This window comes from Tenacibaculum sp. 1_MG-2023, assembly GCF_030547425.1.
In the GTDB taxonomy this organism is placed as follows: Bacteria; Bacteroidota; Bacteroidia; order Flavobacteriales; family Flavobacteriaceae; genus Polaribacter.
The window spans coordinates 1-26503 of sequence record NZ_JAUORH010000017.1 but is presented as its reverse complement, the minus strand read 5'-3'; the positions used below and the strand labels follow the sequence as shown (position 1 = coordinate 26503).

Genomic DNA, 26503 nt, shown 5'->3' with positions numbered 1-26503 from the left:
CTATGGAAGAAAAACTACAGCGCATTGATTTACAAAACGTACCAAACCACATTGCTATTATTATGGATGGTAATGGTAGATGGGCAAAAGGTAAAGGAATGCAGCGTGTTTTTGGGCATAGAAATGCTTTAACAGCTATAAGAGAAACAGCAGACACAGCTTCTGAACTAGGCGTAAAATTTTTAACCTTGTATGCTTTTTCTACCGAAAACTGGAACCGTCCAAAGTTAGAAGTAGATGCTTTAATGAGCTTACTAGTAACCACCCTTAAAAAAGAACTCCCCGAATTTCAACGTAAAAATGTAAAGGTCAATGCTATTGGTAACTTAGCAAATTTACCAAGCAATGCCCAAAAAGTGTTGAACAAAGTTATTGATGCAACTAAAAACAACACTAAAATCACTTTAACCTTTGCTTTAAGCTACGGTTCAAGAGAAGAAATTGTTAATGCAATCAAAAACATTTCAAAAAAAGTTGTTAATAACGAGATAGAAATTGAAAAAATTAACGAGAAAATTATAAATAATCATTTATATACGTTTAATTTGCCCGACGTTGATTTAATGATACGTACAAGTGGGGAACAAAGAATAAGCAATTATTTACTTTGGCAAATGGCATATGCTGAGTTGTATTTTACAGATGTATTATGGCCTGACTACAGAAAAGAACATCTTTACGATGCAATAATTGATTATCAAAATAGAGAAAGAAGATTTGGAAAAACCAGCGAACAGATTGAAACCAATGAATAAATATTCGTATTTACTAGTATTTTTTATCACCTTATTTACGGTGAGTACTCAAGCACAAGACACAACTCCTAAAGACAGTACTGTCACAAATATTATTTCCTACGAAAAAGGAAAAGAATACTTTCTTGGAGGTATAACTGTAACTGGCTTACAAAAATTTAGCGAACAAACGGTAAGAATATATACTGGTTTAGTTGATGGACAACCAATTAAGTTACCTGGAGATAAACTTACAAGTGCTATTAAAAAACTATACGAAAGCAAACAGTTTAGTGAAGTAGATGTATATTTATCTAAACGTGATGGAGAAACTGTATACCTACAATTTGATGTAACTGAGTTACCTCAATTAACTAATGTTATTATTTCTGGAGTAAAAAAATCACAAATTAAAGAGATAAAAAAAGAAACTGAATTAAAAAAAGGGGCCATGGTTACAGACAACCTTATTGTAACTACACGTAACTTTATTAAAAAGAAATATACTGATAAAGGTTTCTTAAAAACAAAAGTAACATTAGACACAAAAAAAGACACTACTGATGTTAACACCGTTAGTATGGCTATTTTTATTGACAGAGGTAGTCGTATAAAAATTAAAGACATTAACTTTACTGGTAACAAAGCTATGTCTGATGCTTCTTTACGAGGGGCAATGAAAAATACCAAACGTAAAATTTTTGGTCGTTTCTGGAAGGCTTCAAAGTATATTCTAGATGATTATAAAGATGATTTAAAAAGTATTCTTGAAAAATATAGCGAAAACGGATACCGTGATGCTAGAATTTTATCGGATAATGTTGTTTGGAATGATGACAACACCATAAACCTTGAAATAGAGGTTGAAGAAGGTCGTCAATACCGTTTTGATGAAATAGTTTTTATTGGAAACAAAGAATATACAGATGAGCAATTGAGTAACATCTTACGAATTGATAAAGGAGATATTTATAACGGAAAAGTTTTAAAAGAAAGAATTTCTGGTGATGGTACTCCTAACTCTCAAGACATTCAAACATTATATCATAATAATGGTTTCTTATTTTCTCAAATAAATGCTGTAGAAACGAAAGTGAAAAATGATTCTATTACTGTTGAAGTTCGTATCAGAGAAGATGAACCTGCAACTATAAAGAAAGTTACAGTTAGTGGAAACGACAAAACAAACGACCATGTAATCTATAGAGAATTACGTGTTAAGCCTGGAGATTTATTTAGTCGTCAAAACATTATTCGATCTATTCGTGAAATAGGACAATTAGGTTTCTTTGATACCAATGTAACTCCTGATGTTAAGCCTAATTATCAAAATAAAACAGCAGATATTGATTTTTCTGTTGTTGAAAAAGGAGGAAGTCAAATTGAACTACAAGGTGGTTATGGTGGAGGTTCTTTCATTGGTACTCTAGGTTTATCTTTTAATAATTTCTCTGTTAGAAATATTTTCAACAAAGAAGCTTACAAACCACTTCCTATGGGAGACGGACAAAAGCTATCTCTGCGTTTACAAGCCAGTAGAACATATAACACTTATAGTTTCTCTTTTACAGAACCGTGGTTAGGAGGTAAAACACCACAATCACTATCTTTCTCTGTATACTTATCAAATCAGTATCGTTTTGATTACACAACTTATGACGTAAACAAGGATGAGAGCTTAAGTATTATTGGTGCCTCTATTGGACTAGGAAAACGTTTAAAGTGGCCTGATGACTATTTTACGCTTTCTCAAAACATAAGTTATCAAAGAATTGAACTACAAGATTATGGATACCGAGTAGGTTCTTCTAATAATATTCTTAGTCAAGGAGATTTAAACAACTTAGCTTATACATTTGCGTTAAGTCGTAACTCTGCTGGTCCTAGTTTAATTTTCCCTACGTACGGTTCTGAGTTTACAATAAAAGCTAAAGCTACTTTCCCTTATTCACTAGTTAACGGAAAAGATTATACAGAGCCTACAAATCCAACACCCGATGAGCGTCAAGCCTACTTAGCTGATAAGTACAAATGGTTAGAATATTACAAAATCTCTGCAAAAGGTAAATGGTACACATCTCTAGCTAACAAATTAGTATTAATGTCTAATTTTGAGATGGGTTACTTAGGTTCTTATAATGATGAATTAGGGTTAACTCCTGTTGAAAGGTATTTTGTTGGAGGAGATGGTATTGCTCAAGGACAATTAGATGGACGTGAAACAATAGGTTTGAGAGGCTATGAGAATAATCGTATTTCTTCTCTTGATGGTGGAGCTATTTACAACAAATTTCAATTAGAACTACGTTACTCTATTACAGATAAACCGTCTGCATCTATTTACACAGTAGGGTTTTTAGAGGCAGGTAATTCTTATGACAATTTTAGCGAGTTTAATCCGTTTAAATTAAAACGTTCAGCTGGAGTAGGTGTTCGTATATTTATGCCTGCATTTGGATTATTAGGTATCGATTTCGCACATGGTTTCGATTCATTACCAGGTTTAACTGAAAAATCAGGTTGGCAAACGCATTTTATAATTGGAAGACAGTTCTAAAATCATGCATTTATAATGCGTCTAGGTTTTGGCACGGTTTTTTCTAAACACATTATACAAGATGAAAAAAAATATTTTATTAATCGTTCTTTTACTTATAACAAGTATAACCGTTGCACAAAAAAATCAACGTATCGCTTATATTGATATGGAGTACATTCTTCAAAGTATCCCTGCATACTTAGAAGCACAAAACTCTTTAGATGCCAAAGTTGAAAAATGGAAAACTAAATTAGACAAAGAAGCTCGTGCTATTGAAGTTTTAAAAACAGATTTGACTAACGAAAAAGCCATTTTGACTAAGGATTTAATCGAAGAACGTGAAGAAGATATTAGTATAAAACAAGAATCTTTACGAAGGTTAGAGTCTTTATATTTTGGACCAAATGGTGATATGTATAACTTAAGAAAACGATTAGTAAAACCTGTACAAGACCAAGTATACAACGCTGTACAAACAATTGCATCTAGAAAAAAGTACGATTTTGTTTTCGACAAATCTGGCGATTTAGTTATGTTATATTCAAACAAAAAACACGATATTAGCGACCTTGTTGTACAAATGATTAATATCGACCAAAGAAGACAAGCAAAAAAAGATAAAATTGAAGCTAAAAAGTCATTACTTAAAAATGATAATTTAAGTGATGAACAAAAAGAAAAAATAGCTAAAAGAGCTGAATTAAAAAAGAAAAAGGAAGCTGATAGGCTTGCTAAGATTAAACAAATTGAAGAAAAAAGAAAACAGCGTTTAAAAGAAAGAGCTGATAAAAAAAAGCTTTTACAAGAAAAAAGAAAGGCCTTAATAAAAGCTCAAGAAGAGGCTAGAAAGAAAAAAGGAGAAGAAACAAAAGAGAACAAATAAATCAAGAATAAAATAGATTAATTAAATTAAACAAAGATGAAACATTTAAAAACGTTATTATTAGTTGCAATTTTTACGATTGGATTAGGTGGTGTGGCAAATGCACAAAAAACTGCACATATTAACACTGATAAATTATTAGCTGAAATGCCTGCTACAAAAGCTATGAAATCAGAATTAGAAAAACTAAACAAAACATACCGTGACGACATTGAGACAATGTATAAAAAGCTAGAGGCTAAAATGAAAAAATATGAAGCTGAAGGTAAAAGTCAAACACAAGAAGTAAATCAAAAAAGAGCTATTGAAGTTCAACAAGAAAGACAAAGAATAGCTCAAGCTGAACAAGCTGCTGGTAAAGATATGCAGAAAAAATATCAAGAAAAAACTATTCCTATTTTAAAGAAAGCTGAAGATGCTATTAAAGCCGTTGCTGCTGAAAAAGGAATTATCTATGTTTTTGATGCTGCTCCAGGTAAAGGTTTAATCGTTTACGATAAAGGAGAAGACATTTACAATGCTGTAAAAGCTAAATTAGGGTTCTAAAAAAAGAATACATATATTTTATATAAAAATCCTGCTGTTTAAACAGCAGGATTTTTATTTTTGCTATAACGTATGAAAACTATTGCACAACAACCTATTGGTATATTTGATTCTGGTATTGGTGGTACTTCTATTTGGAAAGAAATTCATCAACTATTACCAAAAGAAAATACTATTTACTTATCCGATAGTAAAAATGCTCCATATGGTCAAAAATCAACACAAGAAATAGTTGATTTATCGATTAAAAACACCGAGTTTTTAATTAATAATAGAGCTAAAATTATCGTTGTTGCTTGTAATACAGCTACGACTAATGCAATCCAATATTTAAGACGTAATTATAATATTCCTTTTATTGGAATAGAACCTGCTATTAAACCAGCATCGTTAAATACCAAAACGGGTACAATTGGCATACTTGCAACAAAAGGTACCTTAAATAGTATTTTGTTTGAAAAAACTACTTCTAGTTTAAACGATGAAATTAACATCATAGAACAAGTTGGAGAAGGTTTAGTTGAATTAATAGAAAATGGTAAGATTCACTCTGAAGAAATGACTTTTTTATTAGAAAAATATATAAACCCTATGCTAGAACAAAAGTGTGATTATATTGTTTTAGGATGCACACATTATCCTTACCTACTCCCTCAAATACAAAAAATAACTGGAGACAAAGTAAAAATCATAGATTCTGGTGAAGCTGTTGCTAAACAAGTTAAAAGCATTTTATTACAACAAAATCTTCTTAATACTGATAAGTATGAGCTGACTAATAATACGTTTTACATCAATAAAGATACAAGTGTTTTAGAAACTATGCTTAAAGACTATGAAAACAGTAAAATTAGCTTCTTAGATTTTTAATACGTAAAACTACCATTTATATTAGGGCAAGCAGCTGCTCTTCTTTTTCTACAAAACAAGTTTACTCCTAAAGATAATTGATGAAATCCTCCATTTGAAAAAACTACATCACCCGTTTGTTGTGTATAAGTGTAAGCAAACATCCATTTTTTATAGTTAACCCCTACTATAGGCGTTATATATTGAGAATCTCCAAAAACATTACCTCCAAAACTTCTTCTGTAAGATAACGCCGCCCAAAATTGAGTTTCATTTAATGTCTTGTAGACTTTAAAGTTTATATCTGCTATTTTTTCTTCAGTTTGTTCTTTATATTGAAACATGAAAGATGGTTCAAACTGTAGTTTTTCTTTATCTCCAAAAAAATACCCTCCTCCTAAAATATAATTTCTAAGATTATATGATTCAAAATCAGGGTTTAAATTGTTCTTTGCTGATAAAAAGATGTTTTTTACTGTAAAATAAGACGATAATCCATTTTTATGATATGCCATACCAAAATCAGCATTAAAATAAAAATCACTTTCTATTATTTGGCTAACAGTAGGATCATTCACAAAATTTCGTTGGTCTCTTTCATTCTGAACCACAGAAAAAGACAATCCAAAAGATAATTGATTAAAAAGATTTTCATTTCCCATATCTATGTGATATGCATAGGTACCTTGAACACCTTTTTGAGAATGATACCCGTTTTTATCATTAAAAAGAATTACCCCTAATCCTGTATTAGAATACTCTCCTAGTTTTGTATGAAAACTCGCTGTTTGTAAAGCTGGAGCATCATCCACCCCTAGCCATTGTTGGCGTGCTGTCAATCGTATTTTTCCACAATCGCCTATACCTGCAGCAGCTGGATGTAATAAATATACATTATCTGACAGATAATCTGTATAAATTGGTAATGTTTCTTGTGCAGATAGTTCAGTAATGATTGATAATACTAAAAATAATAAATACGTAATTCTTTTCCCCATTAAGTTTAAGTAAATAAATAGCCCCACCAAATATAATCAACAGTTTTTATATATTTTGAGAATATATATGTTTTCTTACTATAATACAACAGTCTAACTACTTAAAACCCGAATTTTTTCTATATTTTGATGGACTAATTGCTTTAATTTCTTTAAATTTTCGATTAAAATTAGATAGGTTATTAAAACCGCATTGATAAGCTATTTCACTTATTGATAACGTATTTCCAGAGTTTAATAACTTACACGCATTTTCAATACGTAGTTCATTTAAAAAGGTAAAGTACGTCTTATTAGTTCGCTGTTTAAAATACCTACAAAAAGCATTAGGTGTCATGTTCGCTTTTTCTGCTATTTTATATAAATCTATACTCTTCTCAAAGTTATTCATTGTAAAATCCATTACATTACGCATCCTCTTTCCTTCGTTATCTGTATACCTCTTCGGATAAACAAAATTCGCCAGCTCAACTGTTTTTGAGTTTACTACTATTTTTAAAACTTGAAGTAGTCCGATAAAGCGATTAAGATTGTTTGATTTTTGTAAATCTAAAAAAATCTTCATCACTTTATCTTTATTTTCAATGAGTTTAAATCCTGATGTTGATTTTTCAAAAAAAGGAATTAACTCTTTAAAATCATCCAGTAAAAAAAAGTCCTTTCCGAAAGAACCTCTTGTAAAAAATAATGAAATCATAAAAGACTTTTTAATAACAGAAGCGTCACTTTTAAAAACATGTGGCAGGTTACTTCCTATAACTAAAACATCTCCAGACGAATATTTATTAATAGTATCACCCACAACTAATGTTCCCTCACCTTTAACTATCACGCATAACTGTATTTCTTCGTGCTGATGAAGTTTATCATAAAAATATTGCTCTTTATCTTCCTGATAAATCAATCCAATATTTTGAGTTTTTGGTATTTTAAAAGGTAAAACTTTCATTGGTAAAACTACTATTCTAATTCAAAAATATGCAAATACTATTAATATAAAGCCATAAAAATACTATATAGGATAATATAGTATTATTATATGATAATTTGAAGTTAAAGCCCACGCTCTCTTCCCTATAACTTTGCAACAAAAAATAGTATTACAATGAGTATAAATTGGAAAGGTGTAATGCCTGCAGTAACTACAAAGTTTACAAACGATGATACTTTAGACTTAAACATGTTTGAAGTAAATATAAAAGCACAGCTTGATGCTGGCGTTCATGGAATAGTATTAGGTGGTACTTTAGGAGAAGCCAGTACACTATGTGATGAAGAAAAAAGAACATTGACAAAAACTACTGTCAATCTTGTAAATAATCAGGTTCCTGTACTAATAAATATAGCAGAACAAACCACTAAAGGAGCTATTGAAGCAGCTCAAAAAGCTGAAGAGGATGGAGCAAAAGGATTAATGATGCTGCCACCTATGCGTTATAAATCTGGAGATAGAGAAACCGTTGAATACTTTAAAGCAGTAGCAAACAATACTTCACTTCCAATTATGGTTTATAATAATCCTGTTGATTATAAAATTGAAGTTACGCTAGACATGTTTGAAGAGTTATTAAAATGTAATAATATTGAAGCAGTTAAAGAATCTACTAGAAATATCTCTAACGTTACAAGAATTAAAAACCGTTTTGGTGACCGATTAAAAATAATGACTGGTGTTGATACGTTAGCTTTAGAAAGCTTATTAATGGGAGCTGATGGGTGGATTGCTGGTTTAGTTTGTGCTTTTCCTAAAGAAACAGTTGCTATTTACGAGTTACAAAAAGCAGGTCGCATACAAGAAGCTTTAGAGATTTACCGTTGGTTTTTACCGTTGTTAGAGTTAGATATAAACCCTAAATTAGTACAAAATATTAAACTAGCAGAAGTAGCTACAGGTATTGGTACTGAAAACGTACGAGCTCCTAGATTACCTTTAATTGGTGAAGAGCGTAAACATGTTTTAAACGTAATAGAAACTGGTTTAAAAAACAGACCAACACTACCTGATTATAAATTGTTAGCTATTTAAAATTTCATCATTTACTCATTAATTTATTGAACATGATTACAGGAAAAAATTATATAGGAAGTCAATTAATCGCATCAGGAAATAAAACGTATAAAACATTCAACCCTGAATTGAATCAGGAAAATAAGCACATTTTTACAGAAGCAACTCAAGAAGAGATAAATGATGCTGTTAACTTGGCTTCTGAAGCATTTAAAAAGTACAGAGTTATCTCTGGCAAAAGGAAAGCTGAGTTTTTAAATACTATTGCTGATGAAATTTTAGCCTTAGACGAGGAATTAATACAAACTTACTGCTCAGAATCTGGGTTACCAGAAGGACGTGCAAAAGGAGAACGAGGAAGAACTGTATTTCAATTACGTTCTTTTGCCGATTTAGTTGAAGAGGGCTCATGGATAGAAGCTACTATTGACACCGCTATTCCAGATAGAGAACCAAATCCAAAATCTGACCTGCGTAAAATGAATATTCCATTAGGCCCTGTAGTTGTTTTTGGTGCTAGTAATTTTCCTCTTGCCTATTCTACAGCTGGCGGAGACACTGCTTCTGCATTAGCTGCTGGTTGCCCTGTAATAGTAAAGTCGCATCCAATGCATGCAGGTACAGGTGAACTTATAGCTTCAGTAATTAGTAAAGCCGCTGAGAAAACAGGAATGCCTAATGGTGTTTTTTCTAACTTAAATTCCAGTGGTATTGAAGTAGGACAACAGTTAGTTGTGCATCCAAAGGTGAAGGCAGTTGGATTTACAGGAAGTATTCGCGGTGGTAGAGCTTTGTTAGACTTGGCTGCAAAACGCGAAGAACCAATTCCAGTGTTTGCTGAAATGGGAAGTATTAATCCGGTAATTATGCTCCCTCAAGCATTAAAAAACAGAGCAGAAAGTTTAGCTACTACTTATGCTAGTTCTATTACATTAGGTACAGGGCAATTTTGTACAAATCCTGGTTTAATTTTAGGTTTAAAAGGAGAAAACTTAACAAGCTTCATCAATTCACTAGCACATAAAATTGTAGAAATCAACCCTACTTGTATGCTACATCCAAATATTGTTGGAGCTTATGAGAGCAATAAAACCAAAGCTCTAACTCAAGAAGGTTTAACTATAGTGGCTAAATATGAAGAAAAAACGCAAACTAACTATGCTTCGCAAGTAGTTACAACTGTTGAAGGAAAAACATTTTTAAATAATCCAACCTTACATCAAGAAGTTTTTGGACCGTACTCTATAATTGTTCAATGTGAAAACGAAGAGCAATTAGAAGAAATTATTTCAACCTTAGAAGGACAACTTACTGGAACAGTAATTTCTGATACTAATGAAGTCGCAAACTATCCAACTGTAATTGCTGCCATACAAAACAGAGTTGGAAGAATTATTTTTAACGGTGTGCCTACTGGAGTAGAAGTTTGTCCTTCAATGGTTCATGGAGGTCCTTATCCTGCATCAACAGATAGTCGATTTACAGCAGTAGGAGTTAATTCAATTAAACGTTGGGTACGCCCTTTCAGTTATCAAGATTGGCCTAACCATATATTACCTGATGAGTTAAAGAACGAAAACCCTTTACAAATTTTACGTTCTGTTAACAGTACACTAACAAAAGAAGAAATAATATAACAAAATTTAATAATTTCTTTAGAAAATCTCTGAGTACAAAGTCTTACTTTTGGTGCATCTAAAGAAATTGAAATAAAGCCAGCTTCGTCTTTCCAAAATAGAAAAATTTGAAGGGTTTTTTCTACTACAGAATACAAGCTGGCCATTCAATTTAAGATGAAAAAAACTTTTTTTTGCGTTGATGCACATACTTGTGGAAACCCTGTTAGGGTAGTTACTGGTGGCGGCCCAAACTTAGTAGGTGCCAACATGAGTGAAAAACGTCAACACTTTCTAAAAGAATACGATTGGATTCGAAAAGGGCTGATGTTTGAACCTCGTGGTCATGATATGATGAGTGGTAGCATCTTATTTCCTCCTCATAATCCAGAAAATGATTTTGCTATTTTATTTATTGAAACCTCTGGGTGTTTGCCTATGTGTGGACATGGAACTATTGGAACCATTACTATTGCTATTGAAGAAGGTTTAGTAACTCCTAAAGTTCCTGGGAAAATTAAAATGGAAGCACCAGCTGGATTGGTTGAAATTGAATATCAGCAAACTGGTAAAAAGGTAGACTGGGTTCGGTTAACTAATGTAAAAAGCTATTTAGCTTCTGAAGGTTTAACAATAGATTGTCCTGAATTAGGAGAAATTACTTTTGATGTTGCCTACGGCGGAAATTATTATGCAATTGTAGATCCTCAAAAAAACTTTTCAGGAATTCACGATTTTACTGCTTCTAAAATTATTCAATACTCACAAGTAGTTAGAGAGCGAATCAATGAAAAATATCCTAATCAATTTATTCATCCAGAAAATGATACTATTAGAGATGTAACTCATATGTTATGGACAGGCAACCCTATTGATCCTAGTTCTTCTGGAAGAAATGCCGTTTTTTATGGTGACAAAGCGATAGATAGAAGTCCATGTGGTACTGGAACCTCGGCTCGTTTAGCACAATTATACGCTAAAGGAAAACTACAACTTGGAAAAGAATTTATTCATGAAAGTTTTATTGGAAGTAAATTTATTGGTCGAGTAGAAAAAGAAACTACTTTAGATGGTAAACTAGCCATTATTCCAAGTATTCAAGGATGGGCAAAAGTATACGGACACAATACTATTTTTATCGATGATGAAGATGATCCTTATGCCCATGGCTTTCAAGTTATTTAATATTATATAATCAACAACATGCCATCTCGAGCATAGTCGGGAGATTCTTTTATGAATAAAGAAATTATCATTATCGGTGGTGGAATTATAGGTTTAAGTTCCGCATATTACCTTCAAAAAGAAGGACACAAAGTAACTGTTATTGAAAAATCAGATTTTTCATCAGGAGCTTCATTTGCTAATGCAGGTATTATTACTCCCAGCCATATCGTTTCTTTGGCTGCTCCAGGAATGATTACAAAGGGTTTAAAATGGATGCTCAGTTCTACCAGTCCATTATCTATTAAACCTCGTTTAAATTATGACTTCTTACAATGGGCTTGGTTTTTTAAAAAATCAGCAACACATAAAAAAGTAGCTGCTTCTATTCCTGTTATTAAAGACATTAATTTGTTCAGCAGAGAACTATATGAAGAAATTAAAGCTTCAAAAGATTTTGACTTCCACTATCAACATAAAGGATTGATGATGTATTATAAAACTGATAAAATGGGGGAAGAAGAATGGAATGTTGGCAAACTTGGTATAAAAGAAGGATTAAAGGTTGAACATTTAACCCGAGAAGAAACTCAAAAATTAGAGCCTAATATTCAACTGAATATTAAAGGAGCTGTGTACTACCATTCTGATGCTCATATGACTCCTAGTGAATACATGAAACAATTGAAACTGTATTTAGAACAAAATAATGTTACTTTTTTATCTAATGAAGAAGTTCTAGATTTTCATATTTCTAACAATACAGTAAAATCAATTAGTACAAAAAACAACACTATTGTTGCTGATGAATTTATTTTAACCACCGGGTCTTGGACACAAAAACTAGCTAAAAAATTAGGTGTCAACATTCCTGTTCAGGCTGGTAAAGGTTATCGTATTAATGTAAAAAACAATACAGGTATTACTATCCCTGCTATTTTAACAGAGGCTAAGGTTGCAGTAACTCCAATGAATGGCTTTACACGTTTTGGAGGTATGATGGAAATTGCTGGTATCAATAACAAAATAAATAAGAAGAGAGTACATGCTATAGTTAATGCTAGTAATAGTTATTACAGCAATTTAAACATCAGTCAAAAAGAAATAGATAAGGTTGAGAGTGGCTTACGCCCATGCTCTCCTGATGGGTTACCATACATTGGTAGAGTTTCAAAAATTAAAAATGTAATTATAGCTGCCGGACACGCTATGATGGGGTGGAGTTTAGGACCTGCTACTGGAAAATTAGTGTCTGAAATTATTGCTAATAAAAAAACAGGCTTAGATATTACTCCTTTTAATGTTGAACGTTTTAACTAAATTAAAAACTCAAGAAACTAAAATAATAGCTCTTGAGTTTTTTTTAAAACAAACAATAAAAAAACAGACTTTTAAATCTTTTTTATGTAAACTTTATCTATAAACTTAGAAATCAAAAGTCTAGCAACTCCCATATAACTAAGTTTAAACTTAACCTTATCACCTACTTTATATTTTGTTTTTCCTGATTTATTTTTATTAAGCCCTACATCAATCACCATCATATCTGAAGTAATTCCAACAAAAGAAATATCTTTATCTTCTACTTCAATATCATCTTTATCAACATCTAATAATCCAAAATCTAAAATAGCTTTGTAAGATGTTTCTTGTATATCACTTTCATCGTACTCTGAAGTGTGACCAATACTTGCTTCACTAATAACACCATCAGGCACTATTTTTTTCTTTTCTAACTCTATTACATTAGCATAAAACTCAAATGTTTCAGTATGTAAATTCTTAAATCGTTTATTTTCTAGTGGGCTTACCCCAAAAAACGCTGCTTCTCCTATTCTAAAGTGGTTAATGTCTTTTGGAACAACTTTATTTTCTACCAATGGCAACGTAATTGATGTTCCGCCAGAAACATACTTTAAATCTTTATTGAATTTTGCTGAAATAAGTTCTTTATATAATGATAACTGTAATAACTTATCATACGTAGGTTCTACACCATACATACATCCTAAATTCGACCCTATACCTATTACTTCAATATTAGATAAGTTAAATACCTTTTCATAAAAACTTAAAATATCATCTCTTTTTACCCCTTCTCTTAGCTCACCCATTTCAATCATAATAATGATTTTATGAATTTTATTTTTCTTCTTAGCTGCTTCATTTAGTGACTCTATAGTAGATAAGGAACTATTCAAAGAAATATCAGCATATTCTACTACATCATCAGCATAGATATTTGCAGGAGGTTTGATATATATCGTTCGTAAATCTGGATTTACTTCTCTTAAGTTTCGTAAACTTGTTAACCTAGAGTCTCCTATCGAGTTAATTTTTTCTGTTACATCAGGTGTTAGAATTGCTTTTAAGAATGTTTTATCACCTGAAAATACTTTTGTTACCAAACTCCATTCAATATGATTTTTTTCAAAAAAGCTACTTAACTTTTTTATATTATCTTTTATTCTTTCAGAATATATAATTAATTCTGCCATAATTATTTTGTTATTATTCTTGGTAAATTTTCAGGAAGTCGTGTTAGTAATTCATAATTAATGATTTGTATTGAATCGTTGAATGATGAAACTGTCAGTTCAACATCTCCTTGACTTCCTATTAATACAACTTCATCACCTTTTTCTATAATATCGGCATGTGTTATATCTACCGCCATCATATTCATGTTAATCGTTCCTACTATTTTATGTCTTTGTCCTCTTATTAAAACTTTTCCTTTATTACTTAAAGAGCGGCTATACCCTGAAGAATATCCCACAGGAATAATTGCTATCTTAGTTTCTTGGTTTGTAAAATACGATGTACCATAACCAATAAACTGACCTGCTTTTATGGTTTTAACATCCATTACTTCTGTTTTCCAAGATATTATTCTTTTTAACGGATTTTCTACTATTTTTTCTTTGGTTAAGTAGTGCACCAATATTTCTTTTGTAGGAAAAAACCCAAACTGTAAAATACCTACTCTTACCAAATCTAACCTTGTTGTTGGGTAGCGGATTGTAGCTGCTGAACTTGCTAAATGGTATGTTGGATTAAACAAATCAAGATCTTTTACTCTCTTTCTTACGTTTTTAAATTTTTTCTTTTGATCAGTTATTCTTTTATAGTTTGAAATGCTTTCTGCTCCTGCTAAATGAGAACAAATTCCTTTTACATCAACAAATTCTTTTTGTTTTTCAACGTAATTAAGAATTTTCACAACTTCCTTAGGAACAAATCCTGTTCTATTCATTCCCGTTTCAATTTCTATATGAACTTTGGCTTTTCTTTTTACTTTTTTTGCCGCTTCAATTGTTCTTTCTAGTCTGTCTAGTTCAAAAACAAAAAACTCTATTTCATTTTCTATAGCCCATGGTAGCTGACTGTTTTCAATCATTCCCATTATCATAATCGTTACATCTTCAAAAGGTAGTGTTTTTTTTACATCAAAAGCCTCATTTGCGTCAGAAACACTAAAATGTCTTACACCATACTTATATGCCAACATACAGTAGGTTTTTATTCCATGACCGTAAGCATTTCCTTTTACTACAGATGAAAAAACAGTATTATCTCCTATTATTCCACGTATAAAGTTAATATTATTTTTTATTGCTGATTCAGATAATTCTAAATACGATGTATGCGTCATTATTATTGAACTTCTTTTAAGATATTATAAAATATTTGTGCTCCTGTAACTGTTATTTCATCAGGAAAATCATAATCTGGATTATGCAGCGCTGGGGTATTCTTTCCTGCTCCCAGACCAAACATAGCTCCTTTGTATTGCTGCGTAAACAACCCAAAATCTTCTCCCCATTTAAAAGGTGTATTTATTTCTTTAATTGATAAATTTAGTTGTTCAGCTGCCTTTTTTATATACTCAACAGCTTCTTTGTTGTTTTTATTTGCGTAAAACTCTTCAAACCAAGAAATATTGATACCAAGAGTTTCTCTTTCTTCAAGTTTTTGAAGTAGTTGTTCAAGCTTTTTTTGTTTCTCTCTCATTAAACTTGTACTCCAACTTCGTAAAGTAAGATGTACCTCTCCATATCCTGCTGATACTCCGTAGGCTCTTTCTCCCATAATTATATGCACGGGGGTAGCCAAGAAAAAATCAGAATCTTCAGGTACATTTTTAGTTTCATGTTTTACAAAATGAAGAATTTCAGCGATTGCATTAGCTGGATTAAATCCTTTTTCTGGCTCTGCTGCATGTGCTGTTTTTCCTTCCAAAGTAATTATAACACTTTTTACATTGCTAGTAAACTCTTGTTCTTTTACAATTATTTCTTGTTTGGTAAAACCTGGTAAATTGTGTAGCGCGAAAGCATAATCAATATTAAATTGCTGAAAATAAAAATCTTTTAAAACCGACTGTGCCCCTCTTCCATTTTCTTCTGAAGGTTGAAAAAGCAATAGTACTTTTCCTTTGTGCAACGGTTTTTCTGTAAGTAGTTTTGCAACTCCAAGTAAAATTGTTGTATGCCCATCATGTCCGCATTTATGCGAAACTCCTTTATTTACAGATTTATGTTTAAAAGTGTTTACTTCTTGAATAGGTAACGCATCAATATCTGCTCTTAACAGAACTGTTTTACCCTCTTTATTTCCATTGAAGATTGCTAATAGTCCTGTATTAGCCACTGGTAGTATCTCACAAGAAGTATCCTCTTCTAAAAAAGTTTGTATTCTTTTCTTAGTTTCGTATTCTTCTTCAGAAACTTCAGGAAAGGTATGTAATTCTTTTCTTATCTTCTCTAAAGCTTCCTTTAGGCTTTCCATTTTTTTTGGCTGTTAATTAACTGAATTGTTGAAAACACAATGGCTGATAATGTAATTCCAAAGAAATTTGCATCTAAACCAAAAGGTAATTTTACCTCTAAGATAATTAATAATAAAGTGGTAAGCCCTCCTGAAATCATAGCATAAAAAGCGGCAAGTGGTGATGGCTTTTTTAGTAATAAAGTTCCTAAAACAGGAACTAACAAACCTGATACCATAAAAGCATATGAATACAACATCAGCTCTAATACATTTTGCATTTTTGTTGCCAATACAATCGCTAAACCTCCTATTAAAAAGGTTATTAATTGTGAATTTTTTATACTGATACTTTTCTTAAAATATCCAAAAATATCTGTAGTTAAGTTTCCTGAAGCTGCCATTAAACAACTATCGGCTGTAGACATGATTGCCGAAAAGTAAGCCGACATCATTAACCCCATTAAACCTACTGGTAAAATACTTCTTAATAATAACGGAAGACCTAGTTCTGCATCCAATTCTACTCCTGGTGCATATCCTATACTTGCAAACATTCCTTGTTCGTAGGCCACTCTTGAAAATAACCCTAAGGCAACTCCCATAAATGCCATTATTGGATATTCAAACAATCCTGCTATTCTCCAAGCTTTTTTTGCTGTTTTTTCATCTTTACAGGCATAAATTCGTTGATATAAAGTCATTCCAACAAACCAAATGGGTACTATGGTTATTATCCAGTTAAACATATCAATAAACGTAACATTTGTTAATGATAAAAAACTATCAGGTAATATTTCTTGAATCCCGTTCCATCCTCCTATTTCCATATAACCAATAGGAATTCCAATACCTATCAAACCTACCATAAGAATTATCCACTGAATAGTATCTGTGTAAATCACTGCTTTTATTCCTCCAATAACTGTATATACAACAGCTATTACTCCCATAATTAAAACTGCTTTTGTTATGGATATTGATGGAAATGTAGCTGATGCTAATTTTGCTCCTGCCAAAATTTGTGAACTGGTAAAACCAATGTAACCTATTAACGAAATAATTCCCGCCATTAATGCTACTTTAGCATTGTAGTGAAAGGCTAAAGATTCTGGAAACGTTAAAAAATGATGTTTTTTAGCTATAGGGTATACTTTTGGAATTAAAAAAACGGCGCTAATCCAAGCACCTAATAATCCTGTAAAAAGCATCCAACTACCAGAGAGTCCCATTAAAAAACCCAGGCCTCCTAACCCTATAGAAAACCCTCCTCCTACATCAGTCGCAACAACAGATAATCCTATATGACCTGCTGACATGTTCCTTCCTCCTACATAGTAATCGTCTTTTGATTTGTTTTTATTCATGAAATATACTCCTACTCCAAGCATAAAAACTAAATATACTATAAAAATTAATAGATCAATAATGTGTATGTCCATATCTTATTTTCCTTCTCTACTAAAAATTGCTCTTTGTATTGAGCCTTTTTTAATTACTCCCTTCTAGCTTACAGATGGTTTTGTGTATTCTTTTTTTTAATTACCACTAACTCATATTTTGAGTTAATTGTATAAAACTGAAACTAACCTAAATAAGTTTGTAATACTTTAGTTCTTGATCTTTGTTTCAATCTTCTAATTCCTTTTTCTTTAATTTGACGCACTCGCTCTCTTGTTAAATCAAAAGTTTCTCCTATTTCAGTTAAGCTCATAGGTCGGTAGTTTCCTAGACCATAAAATAATTTTATAATGTCCGATTCTCTTGGTGAAAGCGTTTCTAAACTTCTACTAATTTCTAATCGTAATGACTCTTGTATTAAGTCTTTGTCTGGCTTAGGCGCTTCTGAAGCTCTCATAACATCATATAAATTTGATGTTTCTCCTTCTTTTAAAGGCGCATCCATAGAAATATGCCTTCCTGAGTTTTTCATAGACTGTTTTACATCAGAAACTGTCATCTCTAGAACTTTCGCAATTTCTTCTGGTGTAGGCATGCGTTCATTGCTTTGCTCTAACTTAGAAACTGCCTTGTTAATTTTACTAATACTTCCTATTTTATTCAATGGCAAACGAACTACACGAGATTGTTCTGCTAAAGCCTGTAAAATAGACTGACGTATCCACCAAACTGCATACGATATAAACTTAAATCCACGTGTTTCATCAAAACGTCTTGCTGCTTTTACCAAACCTATATTCCCTTCATTAATTAAATCAGAAAGTCGTAACCCTTGATTTTGATATTGCTTTGCTACCGATACAACAAAACGTAAGTTTGCATTTACCAAAGTTTCTAATGCTCGTTGGTCTCCTGCTTTGATTTTTTGAGCTAATTCAACCTCTTCATCTGCAGTAATCAAATCAATCTTACCAATTTCTTGTAAGTACTTCTCTATAGATTTTGACTCTCTATTGGTAACTTGTTTTATTATTTTTAACTGTCTCATATTATCTCTTTAGTCTCATTTCTAAATACGGAGTAGTAAACCCTAGCTTTTCGTACAAAAACTTAGCTGGATTATCTTTTTCAACATGTAGAGCAATATCTCCTTTACAATTTTCAATAGCGTGTGTCATTATTTTCCTTCCAATGCCTTTTCCTCTATACTCATTGTGAGTTGCTATATACACTAAAATATTTTCTGGAATATATTCATCCATTCCTGTCTTATTTATTATAACTGCTCCCACAATATCATCTTTATCTTCTATTGTAAAAACATATCCTCCTAGTCCTGTTCGCTCCTTAGCAGCATAGTCTATTGCTTTACGAATTGCTGTTTTTTCATCTCCATATTTTTCAAGGTGTTTGTATAAAAAGTTGGTTACTCTTTCTATTTCTAAGGGGGTTATACGATTAAATGCATCGTAAGTTTTTATTGTCATAATTTTTATTTTATAAAAAAGAATAGGTATGTAATAATTATAAGCTTCTTTAGTTATTTTCTATTGAAACTTAAATAGCAGTAAGTACAAAACCTATTTTATTTAGTGTTTGTTTTTTAATGCAGAATACTTTTTTCGAAAAGTGTACGATTATCTAAAATCGATATTCGTAAGGTCAAAAAAAACATTTTATAAATCTATTTTAATTGGTAAATAGCTCTACAAAGTGTTTTATATATTAGAGAGTCTTCTCACAAAAAAGAGAAGCTATTAAATTAAATTTAGAACCCTGGTGGGATAAATTTGTCCGATTGATTACGGAACACAAGGTAGTTGAATGTAAAAACTCGTTGATTTTTTTTCTCGTGTGTAGTATCTACCATATCATACAAAGGTACGAATTTTATAGATAATTTCAAAACAGCTACTGTAAAAGAACCTCTTACATTATTTTATATAACTTTGACAAAACTTACTTCAATAAAAAAGCACTTTAGATTAATCTAAAGTGCTTTTTATTTATATGGTAATTTTTAATTATTTTTTAAAATTAACAACCCCATTCTCAAGCCAATTATAGTATTCATCTACATCTGGCGTATAAGCTATCGGATCAATTATATTTGATTCATCATGGTTCATTAACACATAAAATGGTTGTGAGTTTGCTTTGTACTTTATTGTTTGCATTTCACTCCATTTTTGACCAATATACTTTAATTTCTTACCTGGGTTTAACTTAGATTCAACCACTTCATCTTCTTCTAATGGTCGTTTATCATCCACATATAAAGAAATTAAGATCACTTTGTTTTTTAACACGTCTAAAACTTTTGGTTTTACCCAAACATTTTGTTCCATTTTTCTACAGTTTACACAAGCATGACCTGTAAAATCTAACAGTACTGGTTTTCCTACTTTTTTAGCATAGGCCAATCCTTTATCATAATCATGAAACGACATAATATCGTGAGGAGGCATTAAATGTGCTCCCTCTGGTAAATTCTCATGCCCATTTTCTTGACTTCCCGAACTTACAACTGCTTGTTTTGTAAACCCAACTCCGTAAGGTGATTCACTATAATGTTGTGGCGGTGGAAAAGCACTTATTAAGTTTAATGGTGCGCCCCATAATCCTGGAACCATATATATAGTAAATGATAACACTATTAACCCTAAACTTAATCTTCCTACAGATATATGACTGATTGGGCTATCGTGTGGTAATTGTATTTTTCCGAATAAATAAAATGCTAACGCTCCAAAAATAGCAATCCAAATAGCAATAAATACTTCTCTTTCTAACAAGTGTAATTGCAATACTAAATCTGCATTTGATAAAAATTTAAATGCCAATGCTAGTTCTAAAAATCCTAGTACCACTTTTACGGTGTTTAACCACCCTCCTGATTTTGGTAAAGAATTTAACCACCCTGGGAAGGCTGCAAATAACGCAAATGGTAAAGCAATAGCCGAAGAGAACCCTAACATTCCTACAATAGGAGCTACTCCTCCTTTTGAAGCTGCTTCCACTAACAAAGTTCCTACAATAGGCCCTGTACATGAAAAAGAAACAATTGCTAAAGCCAAAGCCATGAAAAAGATTCCCACTAAACCTCCTTTATCTGCTTGCGAATCTACTTTAGTTGCCCATGAACTAGGTAACGTAATTTCAAAAGCACCTAAGAAAGATACTGCGAAAATCACCAAGATTAAAAAGAAGATTATATTAAACCATACATTCGTTGATAGTGCATTTAGAGCATCTGCTCCAAAGGCTGCAGTTACTACTGACCCTAACAACACATAGATGACAACAATACACAATCCATAGATAACCGCATTTCTTATTCCTTGTGATTTACTTTTACTTTGTTTCGTAAAAAAACTTACCGTCATCGGTATCATTGGGAATACACACGGAGTTAATAGCGCTGCAAACCCTGATAAAAAAGCTATAAAGAAAATTCCTAAAAGGCCTTTCTTTTCTTCTTTTTTAAAATCTTTTGAAGTTGCTACTTCTGTTGTTGTCTTTGTGTCTTTTGTTTCATCTGTAGAATTTTTAACAGCTATGGCTTTAGATAAATCAAATGCTAAGTCTACTTCTTTTGGAGGTAAACACATTTCGTCTGTACAAGCAATAAACTCTACAAAAGCATTTAGTTGAGTTATGCTAGCATCAACCAATTCTATTTTTTGCTTAAAAACCGCTTTGTTAGCAAAGGATTTAATATTCATTCCTTCTTCACCAAAAAGTGTTGTAAATTTAATTTTTCCTTCTGGTTCTAAAGTGTTTCCTACAATTTTAATTTTCCCTCCTTCATCATCATACGTAAAAGTTGTTGGAATTGGACCACCACTCGGGACTTCTTGAGCATACAAATGCCAATCTCCCTGAATCGTTGCTGTACTTACTAAGTTATATGTTGTTTTTGAAACTTTCTCTACACTCGTTTTCCACTCTATTGGATTATGAATTTGGCTCATTGCCGAAAATCCAATGGTAAAACAAAGCAAAAATGCTAATATTTTTTTCATCATGTTGAGGTAAGGAGATTAATTTACGTTGAAAGTCAACTCTACTTCTTTTGGTGGTAAACAGTTCATTCCTGTACATACCATATATTCTACCGTCCCTTTAACAGTAAGTTTTTCTGTAGTTTTTAAACGAATTTTTTGAGTAAAGGTTGCTTTAGTGTCAAAATATTTAATTTTCATTTCAAAAATTGGATCATCCACAACGTGTCCTTCTTCCTCTTTAGTATTTCCTTTTTTTAGATATCGAGTATCTCCTTCAAAAGTGAACAGCGTTGGAATTGGCCCGCCTTTTGGAATATTTTGCGAATATAAATGCCAATCTTTTTGAATTGTAGCTGTTGCTACTAACTCAGCCTCTTTATCGGATATTTTTTTTACTGAAGTACTCCATTTTACTGGCTCATGAACTTGAGCAAATGTAACACTACCAATAGCTAGTAATAGGATTAAAAATAATTTTCTCATTGTTTTTATTTAGTTGCATTATCTTCAATCTGTAAATGTAATGCCTTTATTAGCTAAAACACAAAAGATTAAAAAAAGTTTAACATTAACAATTAAGCACATGTATTTTTAACACCATATGTAATAAACTTCCTTACTTTTTCATGATTATTTAATAACGTCTTTAGCTTACGTTTCATTCTTTATCTATAAGGTTATATGCTCACATAATCTCTACAGTGATAATAGTAAAAGCATCCCTCAAAAGTAAATATTAGTCCGCCTTTTACTAGACCATAGACTTCAGTAAACGAAATACTACCAACTGCCATGAATAGGGTTATAAATAATAAACGCTTAGAAAATCTTTATTATACTCATAAAAACAACATGTTTCACCCTTGTATAAGAACAATTAACATTTTATCCTTATACCCTATCCTTTTTTATCAATAAACAAATCTCATATAAGAAAAAATTAAAAAAACATAAAAAAATGTTAAAATATTTTTCATATATTTATACTATATTTTTAAAAATATTTTTTTTAGCAATTACCCCCTTAAATTGTCTCATTAAATGAAATTATAGATAAAATAACAGTATTATAAGTATAAACTAAACCCAAGTCTCCCAGCATGAAACACTTTTATTTTCAAAAGTTTAACGTAAGGTTTACGTTAGGTTTTAGCATTCTTCTATGTAAAACTCAAACCTCTACTTTTAAAAAAGAGGTAGTTACTAAACTCTCAAAAAAACACAAAATATATTTAATGAGTTTTTTCAATCCTTTCAAAACAGTTTATGGGATTTACTCTAAAATATATCCATACAAATTTCACGTAATTACGAACCACAATTAACTAACTATAAAAACACTCTAATATATTTTTATATAGTTTTTGTAGCCAATTTACACATAATTCACACCATCAATATGGTTAATATGGTTTACCATACTCTTTATTTGTATCATACTCTATTTTAAATAAAAATTAGCTTTATATGAAAAATAAGCTCCCTCACTATAATATATATAAAAGCATACTATATGTAATTTTATTAACATTTACTTTAACTATTAATGGTCAAGTATTTGTAAAAGAAAACCTAAAAAAAGGCAACCTTAACAAAGTTTTGTCTTACAAACCAATACAAGATACGAAGCTAAGTTCTTCCAATAACCCTCTTAGCTCCATAACTAGTTCTTTGTTGACAGGAAAAACACCTAAAGTCAATAAAAGTAGAACAAGGCAAAGATTTTCCTCTTCTTCTTTTAACATGATGATGGCCGCTCCTACTTTAGACCTAAATAACATAACCTCTGGAAACAACTATGATTTTCAGCTACAACCAACAACTTCTAATGTATTCCCTTTAACAGTAAATCCACAAGTCACAACAGATGCAGGGGTTTTAAGTGCAACTATAAATTTTTCAGGCGTTGTTGATTTTCCTTTTGGTGAATTGCTAGCTATTAATAACGGTGGTGGTTTTGACTTATTATGGTTACAAATACCTGTTTCTGGACCATTTACTTATACCATTGGAGGCTCTACAATACAGATAACTCAACTAACAAACACAACATTTAGCATTATAGAAACCTCTGGGAACCCAATCTCTAATTTTGAATTTGAAACGTTTTTATCCACCTTGTTTTATGGAGATCTGCAGAGTCCATATACGGATGGAGTACGCACAATGGATATTACCATCTTTGACACAAATGGAGATTCTACTACAGCACAAACCATTATACGAATTTACACTACTCCTCCAACAGTTGTTGATGAAACTAATAGTATATCAGCAAACTCAACTGGGACAATCACGGGCAATGTTTTAACGAACGATTCTGGCTCTACCGCCATATCGGTAACAGAAGTAGATGTCTATCCTTCAGCTGTTAACAACACTTATACTACTTTATATGGAGACATTACAATACAAGCTAATGGTACTTATACTTATGATGTAGATGAAACAAATGCCTCTGTTACAGGTTTAAGAAACGGAGAGAGTTTAGATGATATTATTTCTTATACTGTAGCTGATGCCATTGGTATAAAAGATTATGGTATATTAACCATAACAATTAATGGTGTAGATGAAGCTCCTGACGCTATTGACAATACCGACTCTCTAACTGCTTTTATTGATGCAAGTGCCACAGGAAATGTAATTATAGACCCAGGTACAGGAGGTTCTGATACTGTAGACAGAGGTTTATCAACATTGTTTTGGGAAAGTAATTTTACAAGTGGAGAAACCGTCGATGGAAAATCTAAAACTGTAGATGGTGTAGGTCTCTCATTTACAACCTTAGACCCTGGTGGATTTGGTACATCTTTTAATCAATCGGTAGACTATACTACCAACGGAGGCCATACTGGTTATTTATTATATAATATAGATGGTACAACTAATCCCACTGACGACACTGTTTTAGTCATAGACTTTGATCAACCAGTATTCAATTTAGGATTTTTATTAACAGATATCGATTTTTCTCAGGGAAGTTCATGGCAAGATCAAATGAAAATTGAAGGAACATTAAATGGAGTAAATGCCTCATACAAATATGTCACTACTGGAGGAATAATCGATGCAGGAGGAAATACTTTTTATGGGATAGGTAGTGCAATACCTAGTGACGCTACAGGAAATATTAATGTATTTTTTGAACAACCAATTAATCAGTTAAGATTAAGTTATAATTATGGACCTAATGTTACAGATTCTGACCCTCTTGGGCAAATTGCTGGTGTTTCAGATATTTACTGGCAAGGCTCTGGTTCTGTTACTACTATTAGACTTGGTACATCATTAGCTAATCTCAATGCTGCTAACCTTAACACTTCATATCCTGGAACCTACGGTACAATTGTTATGAATTCAGATGGAGACTATGAATATATTGTTGACACTTCAAACCCCGCAGTAGCAGGTTTACTCGTAGGTCAAACATTAACAGATACATTTTTTTATGAAATTTCTGATGGAGTGTCTTCTGATACAGCCAATTTAGTAATTACTATTAATGGATCAGGAACAGACCCTGATGGTGATGGAATAGCCGATAGGCTAGATTTAGATGATGATAATGATGGAATATTAGACACAGAAGAATCATTAGCTTGTGCAGGAACTCCATTAGATTTAACAGGAATTGGAACTACCTTAACCTCTGGTACTTATTATGATCAAGATACAGAAAAAATAATAGATGTAATAATTACTACAACTGGTACAGTAGACCAAGGTAATGCTAATGGAGATATCTTAATTACTCAAGGAGGAACAGCAACTTTTACTTTTTCATCCCCAGTAACAGTTTCCTTAAAACATGAAGTTGGTATAACTGGAAATTTTGATTCAGGAGATACTTGGGAATTAACTTCAACTGGAGAATTTACAGTAGCTGATCCAGATAGTGATTTAACTATTAACTCTAACTCTGGTGGCGTTTTGAACTTTGATGCTTTAGGTGCTATTTCAGCATCTGAAGCTTGGGAAGTTAAAACAACCACAACATCTTTAAAACTTGATCTAAAATCTGGAAACACAAAATCTCCTATTAACTTAGCTTTAATTTGTGGTGGTTTTTTAGATTCTGATAATGATGGAATACCAAATCATTTAGACTTAGATAGTGATAATGATGGATGTTTTGATGCAATAGAAGCAAGTGAAAATGCTACTTCGGGTCAATTAGACGGGAATGGAAGAATAGATATAGCGGGGCAAGGAGGCATAGATAGTAATGGGGTTCCTAACCTTGTTAATGCTTCTGGAGCAGCAGATATAGGAAGTGATCAAGGACAAGAAACCACAGGTAATGAAATAATTGCTACCCAAATACAAATAGACACACAACCAAGTAGTAGTACTATATGTTCAGGAAGTAATGTTACTTTTACAGCTACAGCAAGCTCTTTAAGTACAACTAGTTACACAGGAAGTGCGCCATCCACCACACCTGATTATAGTGGTAGTACAAGTACTACAACAGGATTAGTATATCAATGGCAAGAACAAATTTCAGGTGTTGGAGCTTGGAATAATATTTCTAATGGAGGAATATATAGTAACACAACTACTCCTGCATTAACCTTAACCAACCCGCCAGTAACAGCTTCTACTAATAAATATAGATTAGTAGTAACCAGTACACTTAATACCTGTCAGACTTTAACTTCGGATGAAGTATCTCTTACAATTATACCTACTTCGGTTGGGGGAAGTATTGCAGGAAGTACCAATGTGTGTACCGGAACCAACTCAACCACACTGACAGTAAGTGGACAGACAGGAAATATCATCCGCTGGGAGAGTTCTACCGATAACTTTACCACCGATACCGATATCGCCAATACCACTACTACTTTAACGGCTACCAACCTAACAACTACCACGCAATACCGTGCGGTAGTACAAAGTGGGGCCTGTGCGGAAGCGACTTCGGCTACGGCAACCATTACCGTAGATCCTACTTCGGTTGGGGGAAGTATTGCAGGAAGTAC

Annotated in this window: 20 protein-coding genes; 10 read left to right on the top strand and 10 right to left on the bottom strand. The window is 32.1% G+C overall.

Annotated elements, in window-relative coordinates; all coding sequences use genetic code 11:
- Window positions 1–2 precede the first annotated feature (2 nt).
- The 5 genes from Q4517_RS11835 to murI all read left to right on the top strand — a co-directional run bounded on the left by Q4517_RS11835 (window position 3) and on the right by murI (window position 5572).
- The gene (locus Q4517_RS11835) at window positions 3–755 is read left to right on the top strand and encodes an isoprenyl transferase (RefSeq protein ID WP_303509596.1); all 753 of its coding nucleotides are present in this window, start codon (window positions 3–5) and stop codon (window positions 753–755) included.
- Window positions 748–3291 (top strand): outer membrane protein assembly factor BamA, encoded by a 2544-nt coding sequence (bamA, locus tag Q4517_RS11830; protein WP_303509593.1) that lies wholly within the window; start codon window positions 748–750, stop codon window positions 3289–3291. Before Q4517_RS11835 ends, bamA begins: the two co-directional genes overlap by 8 nt.
- 61 nt (window positions 3292–3352) lie before the next feature.
- The gene (locus Q4517_RS11825; protein ID WP_303509591.1) at window positions 3353–4156 is read left to right on the top strand and encodes an OmpH family outer membrane protein; all 804 of its coding nucleotides are present in this window, start codon (window positions 3353–3355) and stop codon (window positions 4154–4156) included.
- Window positions 4157–4192: 36 nt separating this feature from the next.
- Window positions 4193–4702, top strand: coding sequence for an OmpH family outer membrane protein (locus Q4517_RS11820; RefSeq protein ID WP_303509588.1), 510 nt, complete (start codon window positions 4193–4195; stop codon window positions 4700–4702).
- Window positions 4703–4774: 72 nt separating this feature from the next.
- Window positions 4775–5572 carry a glutamate racemase gene (gene murI / locus Q4517_RS11815; RefSeq protein ID WP_303509585.1) on the top strand — a complete coding sequence of 266 codons (798 nt, stop codon included), beginning with the start codon at window positions 4775–4777 and terminating at the stop codon, window positions 5570–5572.
- Here murI and Q4517_RS11810 read toward each other — a convergent pair.
- Together Q4517_RS11810 and Q4517_RS11805 are read right to left on the bottom strand one after the other, a co-directional pair.
- A complete protein-coding gene (locus Q4517_RS11810; RefSeq protein WP_303509583.1) occupies window positions 5569–6549 on the bottom strand; it encodes a type IX secretion system membrane protein PorP/SprF in 981 nt (326 codons plus the stop codon). The genes murI and Q4517_RS11810 overlap by 4 nt on opposite strands.
- A gap of 97 nt (window positions 6550–6646) precedes the next feature.
- Window positions 6647–7498, bottom strand: a complete 852-nt coding sequence (locus tag Q4517_RS11805; protein WP_303509580.1) for an AraC family transcriptional regulator — start codon at window positions 7496–7498, stop codon at window positions 6647–6649.
- Window positions 7499–7654: 156 nt separating this feature from the next.
- On the opposite strand from Q4517_RS11805, the gene Q4517_RS11800 reads away from it, so the two are divergent.
- The 4 genes from Q4517_RS11800 (at window position 7655) to Q4517_RS11785 (ending at window position 12657) form a co-directional block, all read left to right on the top strand.
- A complete protein-coding gene (locus tag Q4517_RS11800) occupies window positions 7655–8575 on the top strand; it encodes a dihydrodipicolinate synthase family protein (RefSeq protein WP_303509577.1) in 921 nt (306 codons plus the stop codon).
- A gap of 32 nt (window positions 8576–8607) precedes the next feature.
- On the top strand, window positions 8608–10194 hold the full coding sequence (locus tag Q4517_RS11795) for an aldehyde dehydrogenase (NADP(+)) (RefSeq protein WP_303509575.1): 1587 nt from the start codon (window positions 8608–8610) through the stop codon (window positions 10192–10194).
- Between the two features lie 156 nt (window positions 10195–10350).
- Window positions 10351–11358 carry a 4-hydroxyproline epimerase gene (locus tag Q4517_RS11790; RefSeq protein ID WP_303509573.1) on the top strand — a complete coding sequence of 336 codons (1008 nt, stop codon included), beginning with the start codon at window positions 10351–10353 and terminating at the stop codon, window positions 11356–11358.
- Window positions 11359–11409: 51 nt separating this feature from the next.
- Complete coding sequence (locus Q4517_RS11785; protein WP_303509570.1) at window positions 11410–12657, top strand: FAD-binding oxidoreductase; 1248 nt, start codon at window positions 11410–11412, stop codon at window positions 12655–12657.
- A 71-nt stretch (window positions 12658–12728) separates the two neighbouring features.
- On the opposite strand, the gene Q4517_RS11780 is transcribed toward Q4517_RS11785, so the two are convergent.
- From Q4517_RS11780 to Q4517_RS11745, 8 genes are all read right to left on the bottom strand, one after another.
- A complete protein-coding gene (locus Q4517_RS11780) occupies window positions 12729–13835 on the bottom strand; it encodes an alanine racemase (RefSeq protein WP_303509567.1) in 1107 nt (368 codons plus the stop codon).
- A gap of 2 nt (window positions 13836–13837) precedes the next feature.
- A complete protein-coding gene (gene alr / locus Q4517_RS11775) occupies window positions 13838–14992 on the bottom strand; it encodes an alanine racemase (protein ID WP_303509564.1) in 1155 nt (384 codons plus the stop codon).
- Window positions 14993–14994: 2 nt separating this feature from the next.
- Window positions 14995–16128 (bottom strand): amidohydrolase, encoded by a 1134-nt coding sequence (locus Q4517_RS11770; RefSeq protein ID WP_303509560.1) that lies wholly within the window; start codon window positions 16126–16128, stop codon window positions 14995–14997.
- Window positions 16116–17549, bottom strand: coding sequence for a sodium:solute symporter (locus Q4517_RS11765; protein WP_303509557.1), 1434 nt, complete (start codon window positions 17547–17549; stop codon window positions 16116–16118). The genes Q4517_RS11770 and Q4517_RS11765 overlap by 13 nt, the downstream gene beginning before the upstream one ends.
- 143 nt (window positions 17550–17692) lie before the next feature.
- Window positions 17693–18556: an RNA polymerase sigma factor RpoD/SigA gene (locus Q4517_RS11760; protein WP_303509554.1), complete on the bottom strand. Its 864-nt coding sequence runs from the start codon at window positions 18554–18556 to the stop codon at window positions 17693–17695.
- 1 nt (window position 18557) lies between these two features.
- Window positions 18558–18995 (bottom strand): GNAT family N-acetyltransferase, encoded by a 438-nt coding sequence (locus Q4517_RS11755; protein ID WP_115900044.1) that lies wholly within the window; start codon window positions 18993–18995, stop codon window positions 18558–18560.
- Between the two features lie 537 nt (window positions 18996–19532).
- Complete coding sequence (locus Q4517_RS11750; protein WP_303509548.1) at window positions 19533–21533, bottom strand: protein-disulfide reductase DsbD; 2001 nt, start codon at window positions 21531–21533, stop codon at window positions 19533–19535.
- Between the two features lie 18 nt (window positions 21534–21551).
- Window positions 21552–21998: a protein-disulfide reductase DsbD domain-containing protein gene (locus Q4517_RS11745; RefSeq protein WP_303509545.1), complete on the bottom strand. Its 447-nt coding sequence runs from the start codon at window positions 21996–21998 to the stop codon at window positions 21552–21554.
- Between the two features lie 984 nt (window positions 21999–22982).
- On the opposite strand from Q4517_RS11745, the gene Q4517_RS11740 reads away from it, so the two are divergent.
- The coding region (locus tag Q4517_RS11740) for an S-layer family protein (RefSeq protein ID WP_303509542.1) at window positions 22983–26503 on the top strand (3521 nt) is incomplete at its 3' end.